Here is a 26,369-nt window from a genome sequence, read left to right as displayed (position 1 = left end):
CTCTAACTTACAAATATAGCCTACTATACCTAAAGTAGTACCTGAGCAATTAACTTACTGATAAGCCAAGAAATTCTAGCATTTGCGAGATTGGTCAAAGCAACTAAATATATAAATAATCTAAAAAGTAACTACTGTTCTTATATTATTATGCATTTCTTCAAAACCTTTATTAATATCTTCTATTTTAATATTTGAAGTAATAAGGTTGTCAATATCAATACGACCATCCATATACCAGTCAACAATCATTGGTACATCTGTTCTACCACGCATACCACCAAAAGCTGAGCCTTTCCAAGTACGGCCTGTCACAAGCTGGAATGGTCGAGTAGAAATCTCTTGTCCAGATCCAGCAACACCTATAATTATACTTTCACCCCAGCCTTTGTGAGCACATTCAAGAGCTTGGCGCATTACTTCAGTGTTACCAATACACTCAAAACTATAATCAGCACCACCACCAGTCAATCTAATAAGGTGTTGCACCAAATCTTCATCAATCTCATTTGGATTAACAAAGTCTGTCATACCATATTTTTCAGCCAATTCTTTTTTATCATTATTAATATCTACACCAACAATTTGCCCTGCTCCAACCAGTTTAGCTCCTTGAATCACATTCAATCCAATCCCGCCTAGACCAAATACAACAACGCTTGCACCGGCTTCAACATTAGCCGTCTTAACAACTGCACCGACTCCAGTTGTCACACCACAACCAATATAACAAACCTTATCCAATGGTGCATCCTTACGAATTTTAGCAACCGCTATCTCAGGTAAGACAGTATAGTTTGAAAAAGTTGAGCAACCCATATAATGGAAAATCTCTCTACCGTCTTGTGTTGTAAATCGAGAGCTACCGTCGGGCATTAGACCCTTACCTTGAGTTTCTCTTATTGATTGACACAAGTTAGTTTTTGGATTTAGACAAAAATTACATTCCCTGCACTCTGGCGTATAAAGTGCAATGACATGGTCGCCGGGTTTAACAGAGGTTACATTTTTACCAACTGCTACAACCTCACCAGCACCTTCATGTCCTAATATAGCAGGAAAAAGCCCTTCTGGATCTGCTCCAGATAATGTAAAAGCATCAGTATGGCAAATTCCAGTAGCTTTTATTTCTACTAAAACTTCATCATCTTTTGGTAACGCAACATTTACTATTTCAACTGAGAGAGGTTCTCCAGCTTTATATGCAACGGCTGCTTTTGATTTTATAGACATTATTTCTCCAACTATTCAAAAATCTTTATAAGAGTATTTTAGATGATAGGGAGATGATAGGTAAACTTTTTAGAACAATTTTTAAGAATTAATCACGTTTATAGATATCTTCTAAACGAACAATATCATCTTCACCAAGGTAGTCACCCACTTGTACCTCGATTATTTGAATATCACTATCTGTGAAATTTTCTAACCTATGAACTGCTTCTTTAGGAATAAAAACATGTTCTCCAACACCACACTCTCTTACGCTTTTATCGACTGTTATAGTAGGCTTACCTGTCACAACGACCCAATGCTCCGCTCTTTTAAAGTGCTTTTGTAGTGAAAGCTGTCCTTTTGGCTTTACAGTGATTATTTTAGTTTGACTTTTATCTGTAAAATTTATCGTTTGATAAGTGCCCCAAGGACGCTCATAAATCTTACCAACTTCATTTATATTAGACATTTCAACCCCTATATTTATGGTATTCATTAGCTAACTAACATTATCAAATAAAAGTAGTATTAATTCAAGTTCTCACATGGTGTAAATTTTAATTGATCTTCTAAGTAGACCTATTTCTACAAATCTTGTAGAATTCAGATAGAATGACTACCTCTACTTATTAGCACTTTAAGATAAAAGTGCTTTTTATTTTGGTGCTCCAGTGATGATTATCCCTTGTTGTGTGTACTTTTTTATCTCAAAAAGAAAGAGTACAAAGATAATTAAAGAACCTATTTTTTTGAAAAAGGTATTTTAAGCATACTTAAAAGAGGTTGAGTAACTTTAGAATCTCTATAATTACTTAACCCTATATCCATTTGAATATGCCCTTTCTTAGGTTGAGCGATATAAGTGCCCATGATCTTATCCCACCAAATTAGATTAAATCCAAAGTTAGAGTTTGTTTCAGATGGTATTGTAGAGTGATGTACCCTATGGGTGTCTGGTGTTACCATAAACAATCTCAACAATTTATCAAACGATTTTGGTAAGCGAATATTGCCATGATTAAACAACGAAGTACCATTTAGAACAATTTCAAAAATGATAACTGCTAACACAGGTGCTCCTATAAGAAGTATCGCCATAAATTTTATTAACATTGACAAAACTATCTCAACAGGATGAAAACGTAGCCCTGTAGTGACATCATAATCTAAATCAAGATGATGAACTTTATGAAATCTCCACAACAATGGTAAATAGTGAAATAGAACATGTTGAAGATATATCGTAAAATCTAGAGCTAAAAAAGCTACTACAATCTTAAACCAAACAGGCATATCAAAAAGATTCAATAACCCTAAATTATATTGCTGACAAAATATCGCTACTCCAACAGCAGCTGTAGGAAATAAGATTCTTAATATTAAAGTATCCAAAAATACTAGCAGTAGATTATTATACCAACGAGAGGCTTTAGAAATCTTTAGCTTGCGCATGGGAGCGACAATCTCCCAAATAGAAATCCCAAAAAGAATCAACAGAAAAAAGCTTAATCTAGCTATAACCTCATAACTCATAGCCTAATCCGTAATAACTCCGCACCACATCCTAGCACCTCCACCACCTAGAGGTTTTGGAGTATCTGAATAATTATCTCCACCTTCATGAATCATCAAACTATGACCCTCTAGTTCTTCTAAAGAATCTAGTCTTGGCGCTACCACAGGCTCAGTCGCTGTACCATCTGCATTTACAACCAATTCTGGTAAATCCCCTTTATGTCCATTGTCATTATAAGGACCAAGATGTTTACCAGTATTATCAGGATCCCAATGCCCTCCTGCAGCCATACCACCATTATCACAACTAGGATTAATATGGATATGCATCCCGTGTACACTTGATGCTGGCAGATTATATAAATAAGGGGTAATCAGCATACCCTCTTGCTTACCATCATGAATGTAAGGAGATATTGTAACCGTGCCCACTTCTTTTTGAGTTTTAACATCTTTCATATGCACAATCAACTCAAAATCATGGCCACGATCATAAGGCTTCTTCCCAGGCAGAAGTGAACAATCCGCTAACAAAAACGTAAACACACTGACACCTAATAATTTATAAAAATTATACATTTTATATACCTCTAAAAATTGTAGTTCATACACAAATAATCATACAAATATTTATTTTTTTAATCTAGAGTTTAAATTGCAATTAATGTTATCAACTATAAAAATATATATAATCTAAAGTATATAGCTAAGAGGAGAACTTTTATGAACAGAATACTATCAATCATTTTTATGATTATTCCATTAGTTAGCTTTGCAGATACACCTAATTGGCAAAACTTTGATAAACAAAAAGCCTTAGCTAATCTAAGTAAACAACAATACTATGTGACACAAAAAGGTGGCACTGAAAGAGCATTTGATAACAAATACTGGAACAATCATAAACAAGGTATATACGTAGATGTTGTTTCTGGCGAACCTCTATTTAGCTCAACAGACAAATATAACTCTGGAACTGGGTGGCCAAGCTTCACAAAACCCATAAATAACTCATTCATAAAAACGAAGAATGATAATAGTTGGTTTATGAATAGAACAGAGGTCCTATCTAAGTATGGAGGATCTCATTTAGGTCATGTTTTTGATGATGGTCCGCAACCTACTGGTAAAAGATATTGTATGAATTCTGCAGCCTTAAGATTTATCCCTAAAGATGAGATGAAGAGAGAGGGTTATGGTAAATACTTATATCTGTTTAAATAAGTATCTCAATATAAGCATAGTTATTTATTAAAAAATAAATAAGTGCTACTATAAAATTATGTAGTATTCAAACTGGAGTAGGAATAATGAACAATCCATTTTTTGGAGAACTTATTTTCAATATTTCCATTTTGCTTTATTGCATCCAGTTCATACCCCAAATCATTCACAATGTAAGAAACAAAAACTCTTTATCTAACATTAGCATGTTGACACAACTTGGAATATTTATCACTGTACTATGTGATATTATCCAAACTATTAGCTTTGGATATGAGTGGCAATATGCTAGTGTTGCTATAATCTACCTTATAGGAGTGTCTATACAACAATTACAAATATCCATTTTTTGCAAAAAATTGCCAGAGATAATTAACTTTAGCTTTATCATTCTATTTGCAATTGCACTACTTGCTATGGGATCGGATAATGACAACATCTATAATTTAATAGAATATGTTGGATTTACTATAAATACACTCTATTGGCTACCGCAAATTTATAAGAATTATAAACAAAAAAGAGCAGATGGTTTTTGCTTAAGCTTTGTCTTAATAGCACTGGTTGGAACCAGTCTTTATATTGCTAGTAGCTTCATGCTTTTATCAGAACCTACATTTACACCAAATGCACTAATCATTTTGCCTGCAATAACTATTCTTTTAATACAAAAATTCTATTATAAAAAACTATCTTCACAATAAACATAGTACTTATCTAAACAGGTGGATTTTAATCAATTACAAACATATAATTAAATAGAATATTATTAACTTTAGAATTTGATTATTTATTACTTTTATATGGAACTATCAACCAACACTCAAGAGCTTAGCGAATTAATCTTAAACATATCGCTTATAATATATTTAATACAGTTTGTTCCTCAAATCATTTACAATGCAAAAAATAAGAAATCTCTAGATAATATAAGTATGCTTACTCAGTTTAGCATGCTCATATTCACTCTTTGCTGCATTGTACAAATAGTAGACTTAAATCTCGATTGGAGGTTACTTGTTATCTCTATAGGCTATCTAATTGGAATCACAGTACAACAATTACAGATATCTTTTAACAATAAAAGAATGCCCGAAGTAATTAATTTAATTTTTGTTATGCTTATTACAATTGCAATATTAGCAATTCGATATAAGCCTAATGCTATATATATGATTACAACTATCATCTCAGTCTCAATATGCTTTGTATATTGGTTACCTCAGACATACAAAAACTACAAGCAAAAACATTTTACAGGGTACTGCTTGTTATTTATTGTGCTGGCATGGCTAGGATCTTTATGTCACTTAATAAACAGTTTCTTACTCTCATCCCCTTTGATCATAAAACTCGGATTAATTGCAATATCTGTAACAATACCTTTATTAGCTTTTCAGAAATTACTATACAGAAACTCTTCAAAGCTAGTTTAAACCAACTACAGAACAAAAAAATAATTCAATCAAGTTTAATACTACATCTTAATAGCCAAAAAAGTTTTTATCTAAAATCAAGATTAGATTAGCTAAATTTACTCATCATTTATGCTATCATAAAAAAATACATCATATATTATTATTAAGTATGTCAGGAAATACTTTCGGTAAAATTTTTACAGTAACGACATGTGGCGAGAGCCATGGTGATTCACTTGCAGCAATTATCGATGGTTGCCCAAGTAATATCCCTCTCTGTGAGGCAGATATACAATTTGAGCTAGATAGGCGTAAGCCAGGTCAATCAAAATTCACAACTCAACGTAAAGAGCCTGATGAAGTTAAAATCATCTCAGGTGTTTTTGAAGGCAAAACAACTGGAACACCGATAGGTCTAATAATAAAGAATCAAGATCAAAAATCAAAAGATTATGGTGAAATAAAAGATAAATTTCGCCCAGGCCATGCCGATTATACATATTTCAAAAAGTATGGGATTCGTGACTATCGTGGTGGAGGAAGGTCATCTGCTAGAGAGACAGCAATGCGTGTTGCAGCTGGTGCAATAGCAAAAAAAATACTAAAACATAATGGTATTGAGGTTTTTGGTTTCTGCTCCCAAATTGGTGATCTTAAGATCAACTTTATAGAAAAAAACTTTATTAATGAAAATCCATTTTTCATAGCAAATAGAGATGCTATTACAAATTGTGAAAGCTTAATTCACAATATTCGTAAGCAAGGAGACTCGATTGGTGCAGAGGTTACAGTCATCGCTACTGGCTTAGAAGCAGGACTTGGCAGACCAGTTTTTGATAGGCTTGACGCTACTATTGCTTACGCTATGATGAGTATAAATGCTGTAAAAGCTGTAAGTATCGGTGATGGCTTTGACTGTGTTGCTCAAAAAGGTAGTGAACATCGTGATGAAATAACTCAAAACCAAGGTTTCTTAACAAACCATGCCGGTGGAATCTTAGGTGGAATTTCTACAGGGCAAGACATAATTACTAAGCTTGCATTCAAACCAACATCAAGCATTTTACAACCTGGTAAAAGTATAGATGTAAATGGTAATGATACTACAGTTATCACAAAAGGTAGACATGACCCTTGTGTCGGCATTAGAGGTGTTCCTATAGCTGAAGCTATGCTTGCACTAGTTTTGGTTGATGAATTACTAATCACTAACTCTTACGGGAAATAACCATGACACAGGCTGAATTTTGGAATCTCCTAATGGAGTGGGGATATTTGGCGGTAATATTGGCAGTCTTTATTGAAGGAGAGATATTTCTTATTATGGTTGGCATCGCCACAGCTGCTGCAATGTTTAGTTATCCCCTAGTTATATTAGCTGCTACAATTGGTGCTATACTTCATGACAATACTATTTTTACAGTTTCTAAGCTTATGGGCGAAAGAATCTTAACAAAAAAAGCTTCATGGCATTACAAAGCCCAAAAAGCTTTAGCAATCTTAGACAAGCATGAAACATTAGCAATTCTAAGCATAAGGTTTTTATATGGTTTAAGAACAGTTACTATTTTGATTGTAGGTATTAGCAAAGTAAAAAGATTTAAATTTATGACTTTAGATGCTATCAGTAGCTTTATTTGGTCAACTATATATATATCTTTAGGATATATTTTTGGCAACGCTTTATTACAGCTAGTAGATAAAGCTGATATCAAACACTGGATATATGAACACAAACTTCTATCCATACTTATCCTTATTCTTATTTCTAGTATTTCATATTTCATTTATAGAAAAATTCGCTTAAAGGCTAGGAGGCATATAGAATGAGTAGATTAGACCTTCTAAAGAAAGGCTCTTCGAGTAGTCAAAAAAAAGCTAATACTAAAAGCAATCCTCGTGGTGGAATGTTAGGTCAAAAACCACAAAAGTCTCAACAAAGCTTAGATGAACTATCTGATGATATTTTACAAGAAGATGATTTTGAAAATGATTTGGCTGATAATACTACTGATGAATATGAAGTAGATGATGATATTGATGATAATATTGATGATGAAAATGTAAATATTATTGAAATTGATCTTGGAGATAATAAAGGACTTGACATAGACCCTGAACTTATTGATGAAGATGATGAAAGTAGCGAAGTCCTAGATGAAAATAATATAGGCAATGATCAAGTCGAAATAAAAGATGAAGATGAATCTAGTGAAATTGTAGAAGGACACGCAGGTGTTGACTATAGTGAAGATGATATTAAGTTTGAGAAAGAATATATGTTTGATCAACGTGAACAGCTATATAACCACTTCGTAAAACTTATTAAAAATGGTGGAATAGAAATTAGTAGCTCTAAACTATTATATTTACATGATATAGTAAGAGTGTCTGTAACCTTATCTGAACTAAAGGAACAAGTGGGTTGTGAGGCTCAAGTTATTTCCGTATTCCCACCAAGTATTACAGTTAATGATAAGAATCCAGAAAAATATCGCTATATTGTACAATTCATTGGTCCTAATGCCTCCGAAACAGAAAGAGTACTATCTAAGTACTTATTAGGTTATAAGGCAAAGTAAATTAAGCTATGGCTAAGCAAAAAACTATATTTATTTGTCAAGAGTGTGGAGCTACTTCTCCTAGATGGCAAGGACAGTGTCACAGCTGTAATCAATGGAACACTTTTGTTGAAGAAATCAAACCTGATTCAAAAAAAACACCTATAGCCAGATCTGGTTTTGCTGGCAGCATTTCAAAAGCTACAGCACTAGCTGATATCAAAGGTAAAGAGCACTCTAGAATGTCTACGCATATATCAGAATTTGATAGAGTCCTAGGTGGAGGAATTGTTAAGGGGTCTGTAACACTGGTTGGAGGGGAGCCAGGTATAGGCAAATCTTCGATACTTCTACAAATCATGTCTTTTTTATCTTTACAAAAGAAAGTTCTATATGTCAGTGGTGAAGAATCTCTTGAACAGATAGCGCTACGAGCAGAAAGGTTAAATCTCCCAAAAGATAATCTACTAGTAATGTGTGAGACAAACATAGAGCAAATCGCTAGCTATATGATAGAACATAAACCAGAAGTGGTTGTAGTAGACTCAATCCAAACCATGTATAACCCTGATATATCATCTATGGTTGGTGGTGTATCACAAGTAAGAGAATCGGCAGCGTATATTACTCAAATTGCAAAACAATATCAAATTTCTGTTTTTTTGGTAGGACATGTCACTAAATCTGGAGAAGTTGCAGGGCCAAGGGTATTAGAGCACATAGTTGATGCTGTAATATTTATAGAGTCACAAGACAACGGCAGATACCGTATGATGCGTGCCTTAAAAAACAGGTTTGGTGCCGTAAATGAAATCGGTGTCTTTGCAATGACTGATAAAGGAATGAAAGAAGTTAAAAATCCCTCGGCAATATTTCTAAATAATGGTCGTTCAAACTTAATCGGTAGTGTTATAGTTTCAGTTTGGGAAGGCACACGTCCTCTACTTGTTGAGCTACAATCATTAGTTGTCGACAAAAATATCAATCAGCCTCCTCGAAGATTATGTGTAGGTATTGATAGTAACCGTCTAGCAATGATACTAGCAGTTATTCAACGCTATATGCATATTGATTTATATGATAAGGATGTATTTTTAAATGTTGTAGGCGGTATAAAGATTAATGAAACAAGCATTGATTTAGCGCTAATACTGATTATATATTCCAGTATCAAAGAAATTGAGATTCCTGATGATATGCTTATAATGGGTGAAGTTGGCTTATCAGGCGAAATTAGACCGATTCCGTATGGTGTAGAACGAATAAATGAGGCAAAAAAACATGGGTTTAAAAAAATCATCATACCTCAATCCAATTTTTCAAAATCTCTAAAAACAGAAGGCGTAGAGGTCATCGGCATAACAAAACTGAATCAAATTAAAGACATAATAACAGGATAGAAAATGGAATTTTTAGCAAGTATTAATTTTTTAGATATTTTGTTGGTAATCGTAATTTTAATATTAAGTCTATTTGCAGCTGTCAAAGGACTTTTTAAAAACATAGTACTATTAATACTAATGGTATTTGCCGTAATAATGTCAGGTATCTTAGCTCAAAAGGTACAACTTGCGTACATCAATTCATTAATAGAAGATCCTCCAACAGCCTATGTTGTATCATTCATATTAGTTCTAGTCTGTGCATATCTCATTATCTTTGGTGTAATGAAAGTATTTATGCGCAATAACAAAGAAAAAGAAAGTTTATCAAATACACTTTTAGCATTTTTTATAGCTTTAGTGCGTTTTGGCTTTATATTCGCAATTGCCTGCTCAACACTTAATTCTTTCGACTCTGTAAAAGATAATTCACTATGGGAAAATTCTATACTTGTCAAACCATTCGTTAAAGTAGGAGATTATGCATTTAATACAAAAGTAAAAATGCAACAGACAAATCTAAAAGACTATGTACCTAAGCAAGCAGCTGGAGGAGATTAATTTTCATTTTTCAACTGTCTAGTCATAAGTTGTCTGACCATATCTTTGGGATCTACATTCTCATATAAGACTCTATACGTAGCAAATACCAAAGGCATATCGACTCCATGCTTTTGAGCAAGCTTATACACTGCTATAGCAGTAGAATATCCTTCAACAACGTTATTTACTTTATGTAAAGACTCATCTATAGCCATACCTTGACCTAGGTAGTATCCAAATCTACGGTTACGCGATTGATTGTCTGAACAAGTGAGCAACAAATCACCAAGACAGCTCAAGCCCATAAATGTTTCAACATCGGCTCCGAGTTTAAGTCCTAATTTTTTAATTTCAGCTAGACCTCTTGTAATTAGTGCTGCATGAGCATTAACACCAAAATCCATACCAGCAGCAGTACCTGCGGCAATAGCTAAAACATTCTTAACAGCACCACCAACTTGAGCACCTATAATATCAGTAGTTGTATAACACCTAAAATTCTCATTACTGAAAAGTTCTTGGGTATATTTAGCATATTCAATATCTTTAGATGCTACTACAACAGCAGTTGGGAGCTTATTAGCTACCTCTTTGGCAAAGCTTGGACCAGTTAATAAAGCGAATTTTGTATTTGGAATAATATCTTCTGCTATTTCACTCAATAGAGCATAGGTATCATGACAAAACCCTTTCGTAGCACTAATAATATTTTGGTGAGGTAATATACAGTCTCTTAGCTCTAAAATAATCTTTTTAAAGCCTGAGCTTGGAGTAGCTACTAATATATCATCAAAGTCATCAATACTAGCCTTCCAGTCTTGTATAGCTGTTAAAGTATCTGGGAATTTTTCTATACTTGGTAAATATTTTTGGTTATTACCTTCTGTAAGCATCTGATCATTATGCTCTTTTTTCCAAGAATTAATTCTTACTTCGTGGCCTTTATAAGCTAACTGTAATGCCAGTGCAGTACCCCAAGCACCAGCCCCTAATACAAGTATATTTTTTTTCATATTAGCCTCTATCAATTATATTTCACTTTCTACTGAATATATTGTAACATTTGCGTCTAATAAAAAAGTATAGTTCGTGGCCAAATATTTAATGAGACGACTACTAGCAGATCTTAAAGAAGTTATTATTCAAAATAATCTAGCAATAAAAATTACCCTTCTTTGCTCAATTACTGCATACGCATACTTTATAGCATCTTGGACAATATCTATTGATACCGAGCTTGCAACATACGGTTTAGGTAATAGTAAGTATCTATACCCATTAGATGTACAATTTTTAAGGCTTGGAAGACCTGTACTTAGTTTAATAGTTTCGATAATTGGAACAGTACCAATTCCTTACTTTAATTCCATATTGGCTTTAGGTTTTATCTTCTGCTCTTATATAGTCTGGATAGTAATACTCAATAACATTAGCAACAATAAACTATCAACAATCATCTTCGGATTGTTTTACCTTATATCTCCGGTATATATTTTTCAACTGAATTTCGTTAACCAAAGTATAGAAATAGGACTAGGTTTTTTATTAAGCTCGCTATCAGTATATTTTTTAGCACAACTTTTCCAAAAAGAAAATTGGCTTACTAATATACTACTTAGTAGTCTTATGATATATTTTGCTCTGGGTATATATCAATCTTTTATAGTTTACTATATAGAAGGTATGATAACTGTGTTGATATTAAACTCCATCAAAAAAAATCTGACTCCTAAAGAGGTAGCTAGCTTTTTTTATTATTCCATTTTCGTGGCTATAATTGCCTTAGTGCTATATTTTATTACAACGCATATATCTTACTTTTTTGTTGGTAAGTCAAATTATCTTACTAATTTTTACGATGGTTGGCATACTACTAACTTAGCAAATCAATTAAGTCTATTATTTAGATATATACTAAACACACTAGATTCAAGCCTTACAATTAGTTACGGCTTATGCTATATCATACTATTAGCATTGATGTTCAAACTTAAAAAACTTGATAGTTTTATAGTTTTAATTGGTATTATTACACCCCTATTACTCCCAATAATCCTTATATCGCCAATGCCATTAAGAATTTTATTTACTATACCACCTAGTATAGCGATGCTAGCGAGTGTTTGTTTTGAAGTATTTAGAAGAAAAAAACTTATATTAATAGTAGCCATAATAATAGCTTTAATAAACTTCAAACAAATATGTCTCTTGACTTACAGTAAAAATATGACACAAGCATATAACCAAAGAACTCTAAATTCTTTATACCAAAACATCTATGATAAAATAGGCACAAAAATATATAATACGGCAATCATTTTCATCGCCTCAAAGCATATTGACAATAGTTACTTTATAAAAACAACTATAAACCAACCCTTTTACTTAAATAGCAATCTTGATTTATTTAGCAGTATATTTCCTGATAGCTCATGGCAAGAAAGTAATCTAAACCATAGAGTTTATTACTTTCTCCACTGGCTGAATGACTACTACAAAATGCCTACAGAGAAGCAAATTGATATAGCTAAAAAAATATCAATAAACTTACCAGTATACCCTCAACAAGGCTCTATTATTAAAAATGACAATAGTATTATCATTAAGCTCAGCAATTAAAAACAACACTTTCTTGTATATAGATTATGACTAATTTCTCTTTTGTACTCTGTAGTTGTTAAACTATAAACACTTATATGTTATAAGTTTTTGTTATCAAACTTATACATTTAATATATTTAACTTTATAAGAATATACTGGGATAATACACACATCAAATATTAGAAAGTATTTTAGGTAATAAAAATGAAAAAATTTATGTTTGCGGCAGTATCAATTTTTAGTATTATTTCGGTGTCTAATGCTAATAGCTTACATCAGATAAATAGCTTTTCATCTAAGTCATTTCCAGCACCTGTAATAATATTGGCGGAATAAAAGCTATTATTTAGGTTGTGCTATAACATAGATTCCTTTTATACCTTTTGAATCTTGCCACATGTATTGAAATCTATCTGGATTAATAGCACTCAATCCATAAACTGTTTTCACATTATTAAAATGTGCTGCTGGATCAATCATAAATAATGTATCTTTATCATCATCAATTGTTTTTCCCAACTTCTGATATCCCGATACCAATGTCCAGTGCCCTCCCCAATCAATCCAATCTACAAGTACAGGTACACCTTTGTCTATACTCTCATAAATCAATTTGATATCACCATCAGTAGCATATTTCACATCAAAACCATGCTTTTCTAACCAGTTAGCTATCTGTTGCGCTGTAGTACCATAATCATCATTTGTACCCATTTCTTTAGCTATTTGTAACTCCATTTGATGATTCATTTGAGAATCCTTAAGAACTCCATAATAATTAAGCAAGCTCATAACAGCAGATGGTCCGCAAGTATAATCGGTAGTTTGTTGATGATCTTTTATGTCTAGTATTTTTATATTCTTATCTGTTGATAAATCAAATATCTTGACAACTTTTTCTATATAAGTCTTATTAGCATATTTTCCAGAACTATAACTTAGACTCATAGTGAAAATTAAAGTTAATAAAATAAAAATTACTCTTTTAGACATATCATTTAACCCACTAATTTAGAAATTTGAGAGATTTTAGCATTAACTTTGAAAAAGAAATTAAAATCTGCTAGATCACTTGAATATAATAAACTTTATGGATAATATTTCGTTAATTCGCGAAACATAGGTTTATGAAAATGAAATTAGCAAACATTGTCGATTTTCAAAAAGCATTAGGTGATGAAACTAGGATTAGAATTCTGATGGTTATATATCAGCATGAACTATGCCTTTGTCATCTAGCTCATATTTTCAAACTTGCAAACTCAACACTATCTAAACATTTAGATATACTTAGACGTAATGGTTTTATACATAAGCGTAAACAAGGCAGATTCCACTACTTTTATTTTAATTCTGCATTCAAAGAGCAGTTAAACTGGCTACTAGACACTCTTAATGATGACGAAATTATTCAAGCCGATCAAAAACTAGTCATGAACTTAATACAAGAAAATCTAGAGCATTTACCAGAGATACATGCAAAGGAGAGTATTGTATGAGTAAACAATATCAAAGCTTTAAAGTATATGGATTAGACTGTATTGAAGAGGTCAATATTATCAAAAAAGCATTAAGTAAAAAAATCCCCGCAGATAGTATGCAATTTGACCTACTCAACGGTAAATTATCTATTGATAATCAAAATGTTTCTGAAAAAGAAATTATAACTCTAATAAAAAAAGTAGGGTTAAAAGCAATTACTTGGGATGAGCATATTACAGAAAATCAAAACATCAGTTTTTTAACTAAATACTCTCGACTAATTACAACACTACTTAGTGGAGTATTCATCATTTTTGCATACTTGTATCATAGTATAAATCATGGATTTGTACATGCATTTATAGGTAATGAAAGTATCTCTCAAACAGTTCCTCTTATATCTCAAGCCTCTTACTTAATAGCTATTTTATTTGGCAGCTGGTTTGTTTTACCCAAAGCAATCTCTGCTATTAAAAGGCTTGATGCTGATATGAACCTCTTAATGTTAATTGCGATAACTGGCGCAATTATTATTGGTCAATTATTTGAAGCAGCCATAGTAAGCTTTTTGTTTGCTTTTTCACTTTTGCTTGAATCATGGAGTGTCGCAAATGCTCGATCAGCGATAACAAAGCTTATGAAACTAACTCCAGATACAGCTCTAGTTTATTGTTGTCATGATAAACAATTTGAAGAAAAGCCTCTAGCAGAAATAAATATAGGCAAAACTCTTCTAATAAAACCAGGACAAAGAATTGCTCTAGATGGAATTATACTTAAAGGTAATAGCTATATAAATCAAGCACCTATAACAGGTGAATCTATTCCTGTGGAAAAAACCATTGGTGATCAAGTTTTTGCAGGAAGTATAAATGGAAACTCCGCGATTGAGATAAAAACAACAAGCACTGCTGAAAACTCATCGATTGCAAAAATAATCCAAGCTATTGAACATGCTCAATCAAAACGCTCAAAAGTAGAAAAATGGGTTGATAAGTTTGCTAAGGTTTACACCCCTACAATGATATTTTTAGCTATTATAATAGCTACTATCCCTCCACTCTTGCTAAATGAATCTTGGCTTAAATGGGGCTATGAAGCTTTAGTAATACTAGTTATCGCTTGCCCTTGTGCATTAGTGATATCTACACCAATTTCAATAGTTTCAAGTTTGGCAAAAGCTGCTAGAAATGGGATCTTGATCAAAGGTGGTGAGTTTATAGAAATACCAGCTAAGTTAAAAGCTATTGCCTTTGATAAGACAGGTACATTAACACAAGGCAATCCTTCTATTACAGAAATGATCATCATACAAAATTATTCGCAACAACAATTAATCACCATAGCTGCAAGTCTTGAGAGTTCTGTTGATCACCCAATCGCTAAGGCTATTTTAGACTATGCCAAAAATAACAATATAACGTTTACACAGGCGACAACTACTGAGGTTTTAGGTGGTAAAGGAGTAATAGGAAAAGTCAATGAAAGTAGCTTTTGGCTTGGAAACCATGCTTTTGCTCATGAGAAACAGCTATGTAATAATGAAGATCTGCATGCACAAGCGATAAAACTTGCAAATAATGGTCAAACATTGATTTTCATTGGTAGTGATGAAAATATTATTGGTATCATCGCTATACAAGATATGATAAAAAATAATGTTAACAATGCTCTCAAACAACTAAAAAAACTTGGGATTAATCAAACCATCATGCTTACAGGTGATAATACTGCAACAGCTCAGTCTATCGCTACACAAGCTGGAATTGATAAATTCTATGCAGAGCTACTACCTCAAGATAAGGTTACTAAAGTTGAGGAACTTGCTAATAAGTATGAGAATATTGCTATGATTGGAGATGGTATCAATGATGCCCCTGCGCTAGCAAGATCTAATTTAGGAATTGCGATGGGTACTATAGGTAATGACATCGCAATAGAAACTGCAGATATTGCGCTTATGTCTGATGATATTGCAAAGTTACCTTGGCTTATCAAGCATTCAAAGAAAACATTAAAAATAATAAAACAGAATATAACTTTTGCTATTGCTATAAAAGCGATTTTCATATCTCTTGCAATAACTGACTTAGCTACTTTATGGATGGCAATAGCTGCTGATATGGGAGCTACTCTGATTGTAATTATAAATTCACTCAGATTACTAAAATAAGCTAAATATCATATCTCATCCACAGTGGTAGAAAGCGCTTAATATCATTCATAAACTTAAATAAACCAACATTTAGCTCAACATTACCATTAGGATCTGTTACTTTACGCGGAAATGCTATACCCGCACCAAAAAGCCCTGGTGCTATAATTCCCGTTGTAGGATCATAAACTCTAGCATCGATACTCTCTACACAAGGTATCCTTTGATCAAAACCTACTGCATAAATAACTTTATTATATTCATGTAAATGTTTATTTATCTCTTCACTAGTTGATAAATATCTTTTGACTCGACTATCTAAATTTTGGGAGATATTTTTTCTAACCCATTTAGCTGTCTCACCTTTTAAACCTGAGTTATCATATAGAATCCAGTCTCCCATATTGATAGCATACTTCAACGGTTGACAATAGAAGTTAGCAACATCTTCAACACCGAGCTCAATTAAATTTCTAATAATTATCATTGCCGAATGAGATGATCCAAATACAGCCACCCTATCACCTTCAATAAGCTCTTTTTTTAACTTAGATGGCGATAATGCTGTAGCAAGATCAATTTCTTTTGTAGTTTCAGGATTATGAATATTCAAAGCTTTAGGTATAGAGCCTGTAGCTAAAACAACTTTCTCAGCCATATAGTTTTCTCTTGCTCCATAGAGATTCCATACACCTTGGGCTACTTTCATTTCTGCAATAGAATCTATACTGTAATCAACTTTTTGAAGTAGATTGTCTGTGATATATTGCAAAGGTTCTGCAATATCTTTTAGCTGTGAGAATCCTTGTTTATCGTAATTTTCTAGAGCAAATTTTTGTAACTTTTTTTCAAACTCAAAAGATTTTATATCATTAAGAAATCTCAAAAATAACTCTACCGTTGTATTACTGCTAACTTCTCCCCATTTTTTACCGAAATCACCAACACCGAAATTCGGATCAACCCAAAGTATATTTTTTGCATTTATACCATTATCCAACAACTGCCCAATAGTTGCCATACCAGCAGGACCTGCACCAACCACTGCCCACTTATATTTTATAAAGCTTTCCATAACTAACCCAATTTATTTACCTAAAACATATTATACTCAATCATCAATATACTGTCTTAATAAATCTTATCTATATTGAATATCAGAAAATCTTATAATAAAATCATATAATATAAGCATTACTAAAATATAAATATGCGAATCACATTAAAACAACTACAAGTTTTTGTCAATACTGCAAAATCTGAATCCATTAGTGCTGGTGCTGAAAAATGTTTTATCTCACAAGCTGCTGCAAGTATGTCACTATCTCAACTTGAAAACATGCTTGATACGACATTATTTGATCGTGTTGGCAAAAGAATGAAACTAAATGATAATGGTAAAAACCTACTAGCAAAGGCTATCAAAATTTTAGATGAAATTGAAGAGTTTGAATCATTTAGCTTAAATAGCACTCAATTATCTGGAAAGATAATTATTGGTGCCAGTACCACAATAGCTAACTATGTATTACCAAAATATGTGGCAATGTTTAGAAAGTTACATCCAGATACAGATTTTGAAATTATTTCTGGTAATACAAAAGAAATTATAAATAGTGTTGAGTCACTAAACTGTGATGTAGGCTTTGTCGAAGGCGAATGTAATAGTAAAACATTAGAGACTTACCTTTGGACAAAAGATAGTCTAAAAGTAATTTGTCGTATTGACCACCCTTTAACTAAGAAAAAAAATATCAAGATAAAAGATCTTTTAGATTATGAGTGGGCAATGAGAGAACAAGGCTCTGGAACATTTGAAATATTTTTCAATGCTCTTGAAGATAAAGTATCAAGCATAAAAAAAACTATAACTCTACGCAGCTCAGAAGCAATAAAGCAGTATATTGCATATAGCGACTGCTTAGCTTGTATATCTGAAGTAATTACAACTCAAGCTTTAGATACTGCTAAATATTGCATACTTGAAACTAAAGAGCTCGATTTATCTAGAAACTTCTACAAACTACTTCACGAGAAAAAATACCACACCGCATTAACACAAGCTTTTTGTAAATTTGTAGAAGATGATATCAAATAGCTAAGATAAAACTTGAAAATCTTAGACTTTGGAGTCATCTTTACATAAGTAACACAAATTCAAATAAACGGAGATAATAAAATGTCTATAGGAATAATTCTACTGATAATTATAGCTATAGCTGCTGTATATATAGTTATGACTTACAACAAACTAATAGCAGAAATCGAAACTGTCAAAAATTCTGAAAAACAAATCGATGTACAACTTGATCGCAGAGCCAAAGTATTTGACTCATTAGTAAATGTTGTTAAAAAGTATATGGACTACGAGCAAACAACACTAAAGCAAGTTGTAGCACTAAGAAACCAAGCTAATTTAGCTAAAGCAAATGGCGATATTCAAGAAAGAATAAATGCTGAAAATCAGATCTCTGATCTGGCGAAAGGTATAAATGTTCAATTTGAGAACTATCCAGAATTAAAAGCTAATCAAAACGTAATTCAGTTACAAGAGGAAATTACATCTACTGAAAATAAATTAGCTTTTGCTAAACAAGCTCTTAATGACTCAATAGAAAGATACAATGCCCATAAAAAATCCTTCTTTGCTGGCATGGTAGTTAATATCTTCAAGAAACTAAATGAAGAATTTGTATATTGGAATATCTCAGAAGAGAAAAAACAACAACTAGAAGACTCTAGAGTGGAACTATAAGATGTCAAATACTGATAATCTACAATATGGCTCTGTTGACTGGCGTGAAGTTGTTCGCAAAAATACTTATCGCACATATTTTGTCATAGCAACATTCCTAATTGTTTTTTTTCTGCTAGGAATTTTTGTTGATACCTTTTGGCGATATGGTGAATTTGCAAGTGCTTACTACAATAGATATGGTATTGAGCTACCTATATCAAAAGTATTTTATGCATTAGCAACATTTCAAATACCACCTTATGCTACCATGATCATATCTGCTATAGCAGTAATTTGGATATTTATCACTTTTAGTATGTATGACAAAATCATGCTATCTGGCACTGAATATCATGAGGTTTCAGCAGATAACCAAGATCCTTTAGCTCGTCGTGTATATAATGTTGTTGAAGAAATGAAAGTAGCTGCAGGTATGCGATATATGCCAAAGGTTTTTTTAATTGATGCCAATTATATGAATGCTTTTGCATCAGGTTACTCTGAAAAGTCCGCAATGGTTGCTATCACAACAAAACTTGCAAATGCTCTTAACCGTGATGAGCTACAAGCTGTTATGGCGCATGAGTTAACTCATATTAGAAATCAAGATATTAAGCTCAACTTATTCACTATGGTTTTATCCAATATGATGCTTATTATTATGGATTTCTTATTTTACTCAGCTCTTTTCTCAGGAAACAATAATAATAGCAACAGCAATAATCGTAACAATAATGCTGCCGTATTTTTTATCATTATTATGATTTTAAGATATGTGTTACAAATTTTTACAATATTTATGATGCTATTCTTGAGTCGTACAAGAGAGTATATGGCAGATGCTGGAGCAGTTGAGCTAATGCGTACAAATGTACCAATGGCAAATGCTCTACTAAAGATTGCTGGCGATAGTAAAACAGCAGAAGCTCAATATAGCTATAAGCATAATAAAAATGAAAATCTCCGTCGTGCGTCATATATCTTTGATCCACTAAGTGCTGGAATAGGCAGTGGAGATATGTCTGATATGTTCTCTACTCACCCATCTATCGAAAAGAGATTAGCTTCAATTGGAGTGAAAACTAGATAATAATCTAATCCATTTTAATATAAAACTAATATACTATTACTCAGTAGATAAGCTATAATAATTGTGTAGCGTATGGAGTAACTAAGGTATATGGCATCAAAAACTAAACGAAAAAATTTAGGATTTTCAATTGTTGAGTTAATTGTAACTATAGCAATAGTCGGTATATTAGCTACACTTGCTAACGCAACATACTCAAACTATATTATTAGAACAAAAATAGCTACTGAGGTCTTTGTACTAACGACTAGAGCAAAAGAAATATGAGACTTAAAAAGAAGCGATAAAGACTTTTATCTTAATGGAGAGAATTCAGAAGTTAATGAATATGCCGCTCTTACGAAAAATATTGGTACTGCAGGTGGAACAGGTATAGTTAATGGATATGCAGAGATTATGGTGAGACCAGAGTTGGTAGGAGAAGATTCTGTGAGATGGCGATGTGTAGTTGCTGGTGACATATTAACAGAATCAAATATCCCAAATCACTGTATTCTTGGTGATGCTACGTTCTTTAGGATACTTAAAGAAAATAATATGATTTTTAGTGAAGATAGCTTCCAATACGATGAAACAACAGTAGATGATGATGACTGGGGTAAGGTTGATACAGGCAGTGACTTCCTTGGAAAATGGTATATAACTGGTGGCGATGAGCAAATAGAAATTTGGAATAATTTTGATAATATTGATGACATCCGACCAAATGTTGCTGAGCTTGACGGTGATAGGAATGAGATTGTTGACTTTTCTCATGATTTAGCATCAAAAGGTTTCGATAGTATGCAAATGTCATTTGATTTTTACTCTAGAACTGGTGATGACTCAAGTAACTTTGAAGTTTATTTAGGTGATGAGCTTGTCTATACACATGATAGCTTCTCTAAAGGTTGGCAAACAATTGACATAGATTTACAAAATACTAGCGCTTCAGGTAAGACCTTAACACTAAGAGAGTCCGGGAAAGATGATAGTTACGGTGCACTAATAGATTTAGAATCAATTAGAGTGACTCCTAACAAAATCACCTAAAGTTCTAAAGCTTGGAGCTATAAATTTAGTAACAAATATATTATAATCCCTATTTATATTTATATTGTTATTCCTATACAATTCAAACATTAAATCTAAAATTTAATAACTAAGAGAAATAAATGTCAGAGCAAGAACCACGTAAAAAACTTTCTTTAGGTAGTAGAAAAAAGCTATCAGTAAACAGAACTTCTAGTCTAAGCACAAACCTCAAAACTAGACTACAAGCCAGAAAAGAAGATAATATTCAAAACTTTTTTAATAACGCTGATAAAGAGCTTCGTGAATTATATCAACAAAGACAGACATTAGAAGACCAAATTAAACAAATTGAGCAAAGACTTCTTTTCGCAAAAAGTGAACCATTACAAGAATTTCTATTTGAATTGAAAACAAAAGATTTTGCATTATTGGCAAAGATAAATTCTCATATAAATACTCTTTAAGATTTTATTTTATAAGAATTATGCTTATTAAGAACTAGAATATACTTTCAAATATTTCTTTAATACCTTTTTTAGCAAGACCTAGCATTTTAGCAAATTCTTCTTCTGAGAAGTCTTTGCCTTCTGCTGTACCTTGAATCTCAATCATACCACCATTTGAGTTCATAACTACATTCATATCTGTTTCAGCATTAGAGTCTTCATCATAATCTAAATCAAGTACAGGCTCATTATTGTAAATACCTACAGATATTGCAGCGACTTGAGACATTAATGGATTAGTTTGTTCATCAAGCATACCATTTTGCTTCATATAATCTATGGCATCCCTGATAGCTAGTGATGCTCCAGTAATAGACGCTGTACGTGTGCCACCATCTGCTTGGATTACATCACAGTCGACTTTGATAGTATTTTCACCTATTTTGGTTAAATCAACACTTGCACGTAATGCTCTACCAATTAGTCTTTGAATTTCTTGTGTTCTACCAGATTGCTTACCTCTAGCAGCTTCTCTATCCATACGAGTATGAGTTGAACGCGGTAACATACCATATTCAGCAGTTAACCACCCCTCACCAGAATCTTTTTTGAATCTTGGTACGCCAGCAACTACAGAAGCTGTGCATAAAACTTTAGTATCACCAAATTCTATTAAAACTGAACCTTCAGCATGTTTTGTAAAATTATGTGTAACTTTTAAAGTACGTAATTGATCGTTATTTCTTCCACTTGGACGCATTTTGGAACCCTTTTAATTAAATTCATAAGTATTAAGTGTATAATTATACAAATCGATATTAAAATAAGAAACCTTAAGTTTAAGGTATTTCTGATATATGAATATTATTAACAAACAAAATTTATCAAAAGTAGAAAGATACTGGCTTAATGATGCAAAAAATTTAGTTACAAGCCTATCAAAAGGCTATGGTGAAATTATATTAGATAAGATCTCTCAGTGTTTTACAAATGTTAATCAGTTAGAAGCATCACTATTAGATATTAAGTCTGCATTAGTACGGCAAATAACTCTTTCAAGTATCAATGAAACATTAATTTTTGCTAGGACAATTATTCCCTGTGATACTTATGATTTTTTTTCACAAGAAGTTGATAGCCTTGGCACAAAACCAATTGGTGATAATCTACTTTTTGAAAAATCTAAATTTACTCGTGATGAATTCATAATCCGTAAATTATCTAGTGATGATTTTTATCAAGAAACAAGTAGGCATATTCAGCAAGAGATCTTTTCTCGTAGTTCGATATTTACATACAAAGATAATCAAGAGCTTAAATTTTTAATTACAGAATATTTTCTAGTTTTACCGGAGTTATGTAATGCAGAGTAATACAAAATTCAAAGCATATATTATGCTAATGAGATTGCATCGCCCTATTCCAATACTGCTAATTCTTTGGCCAACTCTTACCGCACTAGTTTTGGCAAGTCATGGTATTCCAGATATTAAATATTTGATTATCTTCACTATTGGTGTGGTTGTAATGCGTACAGTGGGTTGTATTGTTAATGATATTGCAGACATAGATTTCGACAAACATGTAGAGCGTACTAATACTCGCCCTTTAACTAGTGGTAAACTTAGTGTTAAGAATGCATTATATCTGTGTCTAGCTCTTACGACAGTTGCTTTTATCTGTGTATTGTTCTTAAACTTATACACAATTTTACTATCATTTATAGCTCTATTTTTAGCTGTTTTATATCCATTTTGTAAAAGGTTCTTTGCAATTCCTCAGTTGGTACTTGGCTTAGCGTTTAATTTTGGTATCTTTATGGCCTTCTCAGCTACACAAAACAAAATACCTTTAGAAGCTTGGATATTTTATTTATCTACTATTTGCTGGACTATAGCTTATGATACTATTTATGCATTAGCTGATCGAGATTTTGATTTAGAAATTGGTATAAAGTCATCAGCTGTTTTATTTGGAGATGAAGTATTTAAGTACATCTTTTTATTCAATTTCATATCATTAGTACTTCTGATAGCTCTAGGTATATATCTAAGCTTTAATATTATTTTTTATATAGGTGTTGTTATTAGTGCTTTTTTATTTATCAGAAATTATTTCTTATACAAAAAACTAGGTATAGCTAACTGTATAAAAGCTTTTTCTGATAATCATTGGATTGGCTTGATAATATTTATCATAGTGGTTATACAATATCTTTAGTAAAGGATTTTTTTGTGATTAAAGTTTTCTATGATGGTGAATGCGGATTATGCTCAAAAGAGATAAATCACTATAAAAATATAGCACCAGAAAATATTTTTGAATGGATCGATATTACCGAAATATCTGAAGAAAGTCTTAACAAAGAAAATTTAGATACTCTATCTTGTCTGAAGCTATTGCATGTCAAAGATAACGAAGATAAATTTCATACTGGAGCTGATGCCTTTATCATAATATGGAGCCAATTAAACAAATGGAGAAAGTTAGCAACTATTATTAAACTACCACTAATATATAGTTTTGCTAAAATTATATATAGTCTGTTTGCGAAATGGCGTTTTAATCGTTTAACCCATTGTAAAATAAAGTAATCTAAACTGGAGAGTAGATGAACTTAATAATTGGTGCGATCTTAGGTTTTATATCAGTAGCTTTTGGTGCTTACGCAGAACATGGTTTAAAACCACAAATTTCAGCTGAACATTTTGAATTTATAATGACAGCTATACGTTATAATCAAACCTATGCTATCATAATTAGCGGTATTGGAATAGCTCTTTTAAGTAGTAAGAGCTTATCACGATGTTTAACTCTTAAACTAAGCAACTTATTTTTTATAGTTGGCACAATATTTTTTAGTTTTAGCATTTATATTTCTGTGGTTTATAATATACCTATTATTTTGAAGCTAGCACCATTAGGTGGCACCACACTGATGACAGGCTGGCTAATACTAATTTTAGCCGCTGTTTTTTTGAAGAAGAACCTAAAGAGAAACTTATGAAGAGATATATAATTACACTAGCATTATGTATATTTGTGTTATCGGATACTGGCTTTGCAGATACCAAAGATAATCAAGGATATATAGTCAAACTTTACTTTGGCAGAACTATGAAAGATGATAAAGATAATATCTCTTACGTTTCAGATAAGATGTTCAAAAATTTTGAGAACAAATACATAACACCCTCTTTCCCTGATGGTTATACTGAAAATGATGCTAGAGGCTATTGGCGTAGCCCAACTGGAACCACGTATAGTGAAAAAACCAAAGTTGTCACAATACTTGCAGATGATAAATCAAAACAACTTGAGCAAAAAGTAAGCAATCTAGTTAATGTCTACGAGAAAGCATATCATCAAGAAAGTGTCTTAGTAACGTACACAAAGACAGATTATTCTTTTATCTAAATGGCGGAGAGGAAGAGATTCGAACTCTCGATAGTCGTTAAACTATACACGCTTTCCAGGCGTGCTCCTTCAACCACTCGGACACCTCTCCAAAGAAATATTAAGTATACAGCAAAAGCTTATATTTTCAACTTTTAGATAATCATTACACCGCCAGAAACAAACATCAAAACTATGAATAAATTCTTTAGAAGCTTTGGAGAAATTATCCCTAAATAATTAACTGCCAAAAGACTACCTGCCAATGCAAATATACCCGATGATACTAATAATGGAATATTTAGATATCCAAGTGTTGATGGTACATTAACACTAATTCCATAAGTAAGCACAAATGCTGCAATTGATGAATTTATAAGCACACAGACACTAGTTATAGCTATAGCTTTTTTGATATCAGTACCAATCTTTATAAAAAACATTGTTGCAAATGTTGTTGAGCTTGCCAAAACACTCAAAATACCACAAAATCCAAAAATACTATATCTAGCACTTCTAGGTAATTTAACAACCTTATTATCATTGTGTAATATCATCCAGATACCACTTCCAAATAACAATATTGCAAAGACTATTTTCAAAAGATCTGTATTTATATGTTTTGCAACTATTGAGCCTACTAGTGCCCCTATAGATAAATATACTAAATAATACTTTAACTCTCCCAAGTGTATATTACCTTTACGATAGTGTTTGTATGTTGCTATAGAACTTAAAAATATAGACATGCCACAACAAGTTGCTATAGCTATTTGCATAGCAAAGTCAGCTCCATAAGTATGTACAATTATAAAATAAAAAGCTGGAACAGCTATCAAACCTGCTCCTCCTCCAAGTAGCGTAGAAATAAAACTAGCTACAAAACCAACAATTGCTCCTAATATGATTAACATTATTTTTTTCCTATGATTATTTAAGGTAGTTATAGACAGTAGCTCGACTAATATTTAGTGCGTTTGCGATGTATTTACTTGCATTCTTACCATCTAGTGCGCCTTGTTGTTTAAGTTCTAAAATCAAGTTTTTCTTTTGATCCCTTGTTAAATTATCGATTGATAGATTATTATCTATACAATATCTCTGCACAAAATTGTTAATTTTTTCATAAAGAGTATCTCTGAAAAGGCTCTGTTGCTGCTGCGACATTTGCATATTGTTATTATTTAGAAATACGTTTATTAAGTTTTGATATCTATCAAACACAGAAATATCTAAATTTATGCATAATGTCCCTATAACATCATTTGTTGAGCTTTTAATTACAGTGATAATACATTTCATTTTCCGCCCGTCATAATTTATTTTATCGTACGGCCCTATTACAAAATCATCGTAAGCATCTAAATCTATATGATCTAAATATGATATATCTCCAATTTCTCTTTTAGAGATAGGATTAAAAATCGCTACTATCTTGTTCTTAGATAAATCATGTATTACAACTTCTGCAAAAGGATGCAAAAGCCTGCTTATAGCCTCCGCGACATTTATAAATTTTTCTAACTCAGAATTCATTTTGATATCTAAAACCATTTTTTTAGATATGTTAGTCTATTTTAGACTTTTTT

Annotated in this window: 33 protein-coding genes and 1 tRNA gene; 23 read left to right on the top strand and 11 right to left on the bottom strand. The window is 32.2% G+C overall.

Annotation, left to right across the window (positions count from 1 at the left end):
• Nucleotides 1-120: 120 nt before the first annotated feature.
• The 4 genes from F3D59_RS02345 to F3D59_RS02330 all read right to left on the bottom strand — a co-directional run bounded on the left by F3D59_RS02345 (nucleotide 121) and on the right by F3D59_RS02330 (nucleotide 3,309).
• Nucleotides 121-1,233 (bottom strand): S-(hydroxymethyl)glutathione dehydrogenase/class III alcohol dehydrogenase, encoded by a 1,113-nt coding sequence (locus F3D59_RS02345; RefSeq protein ID WP_150463635.1) that lies wholly within the window; start codon nucleotides 1,231-1,233, stop codon nucleotides 121-123.
• Between the two features lie 88 nt (nucleotides 1,234-1,321).
• Nucleotides 1,322-1,684, bottom strand: coding sequence for a phosphomannose isomerase type II C-terminal cupin domain (locus tag F3D59_RS02340; protein ID WP_150463634.1), 363 nt, complete (start codon nucleotides 1,682-1,684; stop codon nucleotides 1,322-1,324).
• A 272-nt stretch (nucleotides 1,685-1,956) separates the two neighbouring features.
• Nucleotides 1,957-2,748 carry a sterol desaturase family protein gene (locus tag F3D59_RS02335; protein WP_150463633.1) on the bottom strand — a complete coding sequence of 264 codons (792 nt, stop codon included), beginning with the start codon at nucleotides 2,746-2,748 and terminating at the stop codon, nucleotides 1,957-1,959.
• 3 nt (nucleotides 2,749-2,751) lie between these two features.
• Nucleotides 2,752-3,309: a superoxide dismutase family protein gene (locus tag F3D59_RS02330; RefSeq protein WP_146421835.1), complete on the bottom strand. Its 558-nt coding sequence runs from the start codon at nucleotides 3,307-3,309 to the stop codon at nucleotides 2,752-2,754.
• Nucleotides 3,310-3,453: 144 nt separating this feature from the next.
• Here F3D59_RS02330 and msrB point away from each other — a divergent pair, with 144 nt between their 5' ends.
• The 8 genes from msrB to F3D59_RS02290 all read left to right on the top strand — a co-directional run bounded on the left by msrB (nucleotide 3,454) and on the right by F3D59_RS02290 (nucleotide 9,876).
• Nucleotides 3,454-3,954 carry a peptide-methionine (R)-S-oxide reductase MsrB gene (gene msrB, locus F3D59_RS02325; RefSeq protein WP_150463632.1) on the top strand — a complete coding sequence of 167 codons (501 nt, stop codon included), beginning with the start codon at nucleotides 3,454-3,456 and terminating at the stop codon, nucleotides 3,952-3,954.
• A gap of 86 nt (nucleotides 3,955-4,040) precedes the next feature.
• Nucleotides 4,041-4,658: a PQ-loop repeat-containing protein gene (locus F3D59_RS02320; protein WP_150463631.1), complete on the top strand. Its 618-nt coding sequence runs from the start codon at nucleotides 4,041-4,043 to the stop codon at nucleotides 4,656-4,658.
• A 99-nt stretch (nucleotides 4,659-4,757) separates the two neighbouring features.
• The gene (locus F3D59_RS02315) at nucleotides 4,758-5,390 is read left to right on the top strand and encodes a PQ-loop domain-containing transporter (RefSeq protein WP_150463630.1); all 633 of its coding nucleotides are present in this window, start codon (nucleotides 4,758-4,760) and stop codon (nucleotides 5,388-5,390) included.
• Between the two features lie 151 nt (nucleotides 5,391-5,541).
• A complete protein-coding gene (gene aroC, locus F3D59_RS02310) occupies nucleotides 5,542-6,600 on the top strand; it encodes a chorismate synthase (RefSeq protein ID WP_146421832.1) in 1,059 nt (352 codons plus the stop codon).
• A 2-nt stretch (nucleotides 6,601-6,602) separates the two neighbouring features.
• On the top strand, nucleotides 6,603-7,202 hold the full coding sequence (locus F3D59_RS02305; protein ID WP_150463629.1) for a DedA family protein: 600 nt from the start codon (nucleotides 6,603-6,605) through the stop codon (nucleotides 7,200-7,202).
• Nucleotides 7,199-7,954, top strand: a complete 756-nt coding sequence (locus F3D59_RS02300) for a PilZ domain-containing protein (protein WP_150463628.1) — start codon at nucleotides 7,199-7,201, stop codon at nucleotides 7,952-7,954. The genes F3D59_RS02305 and F3D59_RS02300 overlap by 4 nt, the downstream gene beginning before the upstream one ends.
• An 8-nt stretch (nucleotides 7,955-7,962) precedes the next feature.
• Nucleotides 7,963-9,333 carry a DNA repair protein RadA gene (gene radA / locus F3D59_RS02295; protein ID WP_146421829.1) on the top strand — a complete coding sequence of 457 codons (1,371 nt, stop codon included), beginning with the start codon at nucleotides 7,963-7,965 and terminating at the stop codon, nucleotides 9,331-9,333.
• Nucleotides 9,334-9,336: 3 nt separating this feature from the next.
• Complete coding sequence (locus tag F3D59_RS02290) at nucleotides 9,337-9,876, top strand: CvpA family protein (RefSeq protein WP_044525650.1); 540 nt, start codon at nucleotides 9,337-9,339, stop codon at nucleotides 9,874-9,876.
• On the opposite strand, the gene F3D59_RS02285 is transcribed toward F3D59_RS02290, so the two are convergent.
• Complete coding sequence (locus F3D59_RS02285) at nucleotides 9,873-10,871, bottom strand: NAD(P)H-dependent glycerol-3-phosphate dehydrogenase (protein ID WP_150463627.1); 999 nt, start codon at nucleotides 10,869-10,871, stop codon at nucleotides 9,873-9,875. The two genes, F3D59_RS02290 and F3D59_RS02285, sit on opposite strands and share 4 nt — an antisense overlap.
• 91 nt (nucleotides 10,872-10,962) lie before the next feature.
• Between F3D59_RS02285 and F3D59_RS02280 the strand changes: the two genes are divergently transcribed.
• Together F3D59_RS02280 and F3D59_RS10165 are read left to right on the top strand one after the other, a co-directional pair.
• Nucleotides 10,963-12,477: a glucosyltransferase domain-containing protein gene (locus F3D59_RS02280; protein ID WP_150463626.1), complete on the top strand. Its 1,515-nt coding sequence runs from the start codon at nucleotides 10,963-10,965 to the stop codon at nucleotides 12,475-12,477.
• A 187-nt stretch (nucleotides 12,478-12,664) separates the two neighbouring features.
• On the top strand, nucleotides 12,665-12,796 hold the full coding sequence (locus F3D59_RS10165; RefSeq protein WP_263477952.1) for a hypothetical protein: 132 nt from the start codon (nucleotides 12,665-12,667) through the stop codon (nucleotides 12,794-12,796).
• Between the two features lie 6 nt (nucleotides 12,797-12,802).
• Here the strand turns inward: F3D59_RS10165 and F3D59_RS02275 are convergent, their stop codons facing one another.
• Nucleotides 12,803-13,453, bottom strand: a complete 651-nt coding sequence (locus tag F3D59_RS02275) for a C39 family peptidase (protein WP_150463625.1) — start codon at nucleotides 13,451-13,453, stop codon at nucleotides 12,803-12,805.
• 140 nt (nucleotides 13,454-13,593) lie between these two features.
• Here F3D59_RS02275 and F3D59_RS02270 point away from each other — a divergent pair, with 140 nt between their 5' ends.
• Together F3D59_RS02270 and F3D59_RS02265 are read left to right on the top strand one after the other, a co-directional pair.
• Nucleotides 13,594-13,959 (top strand): ArsR/SmtB family transcription factor, encoded by a 366-nt coding sequence (locus F3D59_RS02270; protein WP_012279931.1) that lies wholly within the window; start codon nucleotides 13,594-13,596, stop codon nucleotides 13,957-13,959.
• Complete coding sequence (locus tag F3D59_RS02265) at nucleotides 13,956-16,115, top strand: heavy metal translocating P-type ATPase (protein WP_150463624.1); 2,160 nt, start codon at nucleotides 13,956-13,958, stop codon at nucleotides 16,113-16,115. Before F3D59_RS02270 ends, F3D59_RS02265 begins: the two co-directional genes overlap by 4 nt.
• 1 nt (nucleotide 16,116) lies before the next feature.
• Here F3D59_RS02265 and F3D59_RS02260 read toward each other — a convergent pair whose 3' ends face one another.
• Complete coding sequence (locus tag F3D59_RS02260; RefSeq protein WP_150463623.1) at nucleotides 16,117-17,172, bottom strand: FAD-dependent oxidoreductase; 1,056 nt, start codon at nucleotides 17,170-17,172, stop codon at nucleotides 16,117-16,119.
• A 135-nt stretch (nucleotides 17,173-17,307) separates the two neighbouring features.
• Between F3D59_RS02260 and F3D59_RS02255 the strand changes: the two genes are divergently transcribed.
• The 6 genes from F3D59_RS02255 to F3D59_RS02235 all read left to right on the top strand — a co-directional run bounded on the left by F3D59_RS02255 (nucleotide 17,308) and on the right by F3D59_RS02235 (nucleotide 21,402).
• On the top strand, nucleotides 17,308-18,195 hold the full coding sequence (locus F3D59_RS02255; protein ID WP_150463622.1) for a LysR substrate-binding domain-containing protein: 888 nt from the start codon (nucleotides 17,308-17,310) through the stop codon (nucleotides 18,193-18,195).
• An 81-nt stretch (nucleotides 18,196-18,276) separates the two neighbouring features.
• A complete protein-coding gene (locus F3D59_RS02250; RefSeq protein WP_012279935.1) occupies nucleotides 18,277-18,852 on the top strand; it encodes a LemA family protein in 576 nt (191 codons plus the stop codon).
• Between the two features lies 1 nt (nucleotide 18,853).
• A complete protein-coding gene (htpX, locus tag F3D59_RS02245; protein WP_150463621.1) occupies nucleotides 18,854-19,924 on the top strand; it encodes a zinc metalloprotease HtpX in 1,071 nt (356 codons plus the stop codon).
• Between the two features lie 90 nt (nucleotides 19,925-20,014).
• Nucleotides 20,015-20,191: a type IV pilin protein gene (locus F3D59_RS10055; RefSeq protein WP_224721132.1), complete on the top strand. Its 177-nt coding sequence runs from the start codon at nucleotides 20,015-20,017 to the stop codon at nucleotides 20,189-20,191.
• A 129-nt stretch (nucleotides 20,192-20,320) separates the two neighbouring features.
• Complete coding sequence (locus tag F3D59_RS02240; RefSeq protein ID WP_224721131.1) at nucleotides 20,321-20,956, top strand: hypothetical protein; 636 nt, start codon at nucleotides 20,321-20,323, stop codon at nucleotides 20,954-20,956.
• Between the two features lie 122 nt (nucleotides 20,957-21,078).
• Entirely contained in the window at nucleotides 21,079-21,402 is a 324-nt protein-coding gene (locus F3D59_RS02235; RefSeq protein WP_150463620.1) for a hypothetical protein, read from the top strand.
• Nucleotides 21,403-21,436: 34 nt separating this feature from the next.
• On the opposite strand, the gene rph is transcribed toward F3D59_RS02235, so the two are convergent.
• A complete protein-coding gene (gene rph, locus F3D59_RS02230; RefSeq protein WP_004286459.1) occupies nucleotides 21,437-22,144 on the bottom strand; it encodes a ribonuclease PH in 708 nt (235 codons plus the stop codon).
• A 97-nt stretch (nucleotides 22,145-22,241) separates the two neighbouring features.
• On the opposite strand from rph, the gene F3D59_RS02225 reads away from it, so the two are divergent.
• From F3D59_RS02225 to F3D59_RS02205, 5 genes are read left to right on the top strand one after another with little or no spacing between them, the layout of a single operon-like run.
• A complete protein-coding gene (locus F3D59_RS02225) occupies nucleotides 22,242-22,757 on the top strand; it encodes a chorismate--pyruvate lyase family protein (RefSeq protein ID WP_150463619.1) in 516 nt (171 codons plus the stop codon).
• Nucleotides 22,747-23,604 (top strand): 4-hydroxybenzoate octaprenyltransferase, encoded by an 858-nt coding sequence (ubiA, locus tag F3D59_RS02220; RefSeq protein ID WP_150463618.1) that lies wholly within the window; start codon nucleotides 22,747-22,749, stop codon nucleotides 23,602-23,604. Before F3D59_RS02225 ends, ubiA begins: the two co-directional genes overlap by 11 nt.
• A 14-nt stretch (nucleotides 23,605-23,618) precedes the next feature.
• Nucleotides 23,619-23,978: a thiol-disulfide oxidoreductase DCC family protein gene (locus F3D59_RS02215; protein WP_150463617.1), complete on the top strand. Its 360-nt coding sequence runs from the start codon at nucleotides 23,619-23,621 to the stop codon at nucleotides 23,976-23,978.
• Between the two features lie 17 nt (nucleotides 23,979-23,995).
• Complete coding sequence (locus F3D59_RS02210) at nucleotides 23,996-24,391, top strand: DUF423 domain-containing protein (RefSeq protein WP_150463616.1); 396 nt, start codon at nucleotides 23,996-23,998, stop codon at nucleotides 24,389-24,391.
• Complete coding sequence (locus tag F3D59_RS02205) at nucleotides 24,388-24,801, top strand: DUF3574 domain-containing protein (RefSeq protein WP_150463615.1); 414 nt, start codon at nucleotides 24,388-24,390, stop codon at nucleotides 24,799-24,801. Before F3D59_RS02210 ends, F3D59_RS02205 begins: the two co-directional genes overlap by 4 nt.
• A 1-nt stretch (nucleotide 24,802) precedes the next feature.
• On the opposite strand, the gene F3D59_RS02200 is transcribed toward F3D59_RS02205, so the two are convergent.
• From F3D59_RS02200 to F3D59_RS02190, 3 genes are all read right to left on the bottom strand, one after another.
• Nucleotides 24,803-24,892, bottom strand: a tRNA-Ser gene (locus F3D59_RS02200).
• A 43-nt stretch (nucleotides 24,893-24,935) separates the two neighbouring features.
• Entirely contained in the window at nucleotides 24,936-25,694 is a 759-nt protein-coding gene (locus F3D59_RS02195) for a sulfite exporter TauE/SafE family protein (protein WP_146421814.1), read from the bottom strand.
• Between the two features lie 16 nt (nucleotides 25,695-25,710).
• Nucleotides 25,711-26,334: a transcriptional regulator gene (locus tag F3D59_RS02190; protein ID WP_150463614.1), complete on the bottom strand. Its 624-nt coding sequence runs from the start codon at nucleotides 26,332-26,334 to the stop codon at nucleotides 25,711-25,713.
• Between the last annotated feature and the right edge of the window lie 35 nt (nucleotides 26,335-26,369).

Origin of the sequence: Francisella sp. XLW-1 (assembly GCF_008711455.1) — a bacterium.
Taxonomy (GTDB): domain Bacteria; phylum Pseudomonadota; class Gammaproteobacteria; order Francisellales; family Francisellaceae; genus Francisella; species Francisella salimarina.
The sequence above is the reverse complement of the archived record's forward strand: the minus strand, read 5'-3'. Positions and strand labels throughout refer to the sequence as shown.

What these genes read in the sequence shown, in the direction of transcription:
- F3D59_RS10055 (WP_224721132.1), top strand. Translation starts at nt 20,015, where the DNA reads ATGGCATCAAAAACTAAACGAAAAAATTTAGGATTTTCAATTGTTGAG.
- F3D59_RS02280 (WP_150463626.1), top strand. Translation starts at nt 10,963, where the DNA reads ATGAGACGACTACTAGCAGATCTTAAAGAAGTTATTATTCAAAATAAT.
- F3D59_RS02270 (WP_012279931.1), top strand. Translation starts at nt 13,594, where the DNA reads ATGAAATTAGCAAACATTGTCGATTTTCAAAAAGCATTAGGTGATGAA.
- F3D59_RS02275 (WP_150463625.1), bottom strand. Translation starts at nt 13,453, where the DNA reads ATGTCTAAAAGAGTAATTTTTATTTTATTAACTTTAATTTTCACTATG.
- F3D59_RS02205 (WP_150463615.1), top strand. Translation starts at nt 24,388, where the DNA reads ATGAAGAGATATATAATTACACTAGCATTATGTATATTTGTGTTATCG.
- radA (WP_146421829.1), top strand. Translation starts at nt 7,963, where the DNA reads ATGGCTAAGCAAAAAACTATATTTATTTGTCAAGAGTGTGGAGCTACT.
- F3D59_RS02240 (WP_224721131.1), top strand. Translation starts at nt 20,321, where the DNA reads ATGGTGAGACCAGAGTTGGTAGGAGAAGATTCTGTGAGATGGCGATGT.
- F3D59_RS02290 (WP_044525650.1), top strand. Translation starts at nt 9,337, where the DNA reads ATGGAATTTTTAGCAAGTATTAATTTTTTAGATATTTTGTTGGTAATC.
- ubiA (WP_150463618.1), top strand. Translation starts at nt 22,747, where the DNA reads ATGCAGAGTAATACAAAATTCAAAGCATATATTATGCTAATGAGATTG.
- F3D59_RS02250 (WP_012279935.1), top strand. Translation starts at nt 18,277, where the DNA reads ATGTCTATAGGAATAATTCTACTGATAATTATAGCTATAGCTGCTGTA.
- F3D59_RS02195 (WP_146421814.1), bottom strand. Translation starts at nt 25,694, where the DNA reads ATGTTAATCATATTAGGAGCAATTGTTGGTTTTGTAGCTAGTTTTATT.
- F3D59_RS02315 (WP_150463630.1), top strand. Translation starts at nt 4,758, where the DNA reads ATGGAACTATCAACCAACACTCAAGAGCTTAGCGAATTAATCTTAAAC.
- F3D59_RS02345 (WP_150463635.1), bottom strand. Translation starts at nt 1,233, where the DNA reads ATGTCTATAAAATCAAAAGCAGCCGTTGCATATAAAGCTGGAGAACCT.
- F3D59_RS02285 (WP_150463627.1), bottom strand. Translation starts at nt 10,871, where the DNA reads ATGAAAAAAAATATACTTGTATTAGGGGCTGGTGCTTGGGGTACTGCA.
- F3D59_RS02225 (WP_150463619.1), top strand. Translation starts at nt 22,242, where the DNA reads ATGAATATTATTAACAAACAAAATTTATCAAAAGTAGAAAGATACTGG.
- rph (WP_004286459.1), bottom strand. Translation starts at nt 22,144, where the DNA reads ATGCGTCCAAGTGGAAGAAATAACGATCAATTACGTACTTTAAAAGTT.
- msrB (WP_150463632.1), top strand. Translation starts at nt 3,454, where the DNA reads ATGAACAGAATACTATCAATCATTTTTATGATTATTCCATTAGTTAGC.
- F3D59_RS10165 (WP_263477952.1), top strand. Translation starts at nt 12,665, where the DNA reads ATGAAAAAATTTATGTTTGCGGCAGTATCAATTTTTAGTATTATTTCG.
- F3D59_RS02190 (WP_150463614.1), bottom strand. Translation starts at nt 26,334, where the DNA reads ATGGTTTTAGATATCAAAATGAATTCTGAGTTAGAAAAATTTATAAAT.
- F3D59_RS02320 (WP_150463631.1), top strand. Translation starts at nt 4,041, where the DNA reads ATGAACAATCCATTTTTTGGAGAACTTATTTTCAATATTTCCATTTTG.
- F3D59_RS02300 (WP_150463628.1), top strand. Translation starts at nt 7,199, where the DNA reads ATGAGTAGATTAGACCTTCTAAAGAAAGGCTCTTCGAGTAGTCAAAAA.
- F3D59_RS02235 (WP_150463620.1), top strand. Translation starts at nt 21,079, where the DNA reads ATGTCAGAGCAAGAACCACGTAAAAAACTTTCTTTAGGTAGTAGAAAA.
- F3D59_RS02255 (WP_150463622.1), top strand. Translation starts at nt 17,308, where the DNA reads ATGCGAATCACATTAAAACAACTACAAGTTTTTGTCAATACTGCAAAA.
- F3D59_RS02330 (WP_146421835.1), bottom strand. Translation starts at nt 3,309, where the DNA reads ATGTATAATTTTTATAAATTATTAGGTGTCAGTGTGTTTACGTTTTTG.
- F3D59_RS02260 (WP_150463623.1), bottom strand. Translation starts at nt 17,172, where the DNA reads ATGGAAAGCTTTATAAAATATAAGTGGGCAGTGGTTGGTGCAGGTCCT.
- htpX (WP_150463621.1), top strand. Translation starts at nt 18,854, where the DNA reads ATGTCAAATACTGATAATCTACAATATGGCTCTGTTGACTGGCGTGAA.
- F3D59_RS02340 (WP_150463634.1), bottom strand. Translation starts at nt 1,684, where the DNA reads ATGTCTAATATAAATGAAGTTGGTAAGATTTATGAGCGTCCTTGGGGC.
- aroC (WP_146421832.1), top strand. Translation starts at nt 5,542, where the DNA reads ATGTCAGGAAATACTTTCGGTAAAATTTTTACAGTAACGACATGTGGC.
- F3D59_RS02210 (WP_150463616.1), top strand. Translation starts at nt 23,996, where the DNA reads ATGAACTTAATAATTGGTGCGATCTTAGGTTTTATATCAGTAGCTTTT.
- F3D59_RS02265 (WP_150463624.1), top strand. Translation starts at nt 13,956, where the DNA reads ATGAGTAAACAATATCAAAGCTTTAAAGTATATGGATTAGACTGTATT.
- F3D59_RS02305 (WP_150463629.1), top strand. Translation starts at nt 6,603, where the DNA reads ATGACACAGGCTGAATTTTGGAATCTCCTAATGGAGTGGGGATATTTG.
- F3D59_RS02335 (WP_150463633.1), bottom strand. Translation starts at nt 2,748, where the DNA reads ATGAGTTATGAGGTTATAGCTAGATTAAGCTTTTTTCTGTTGATTCTT.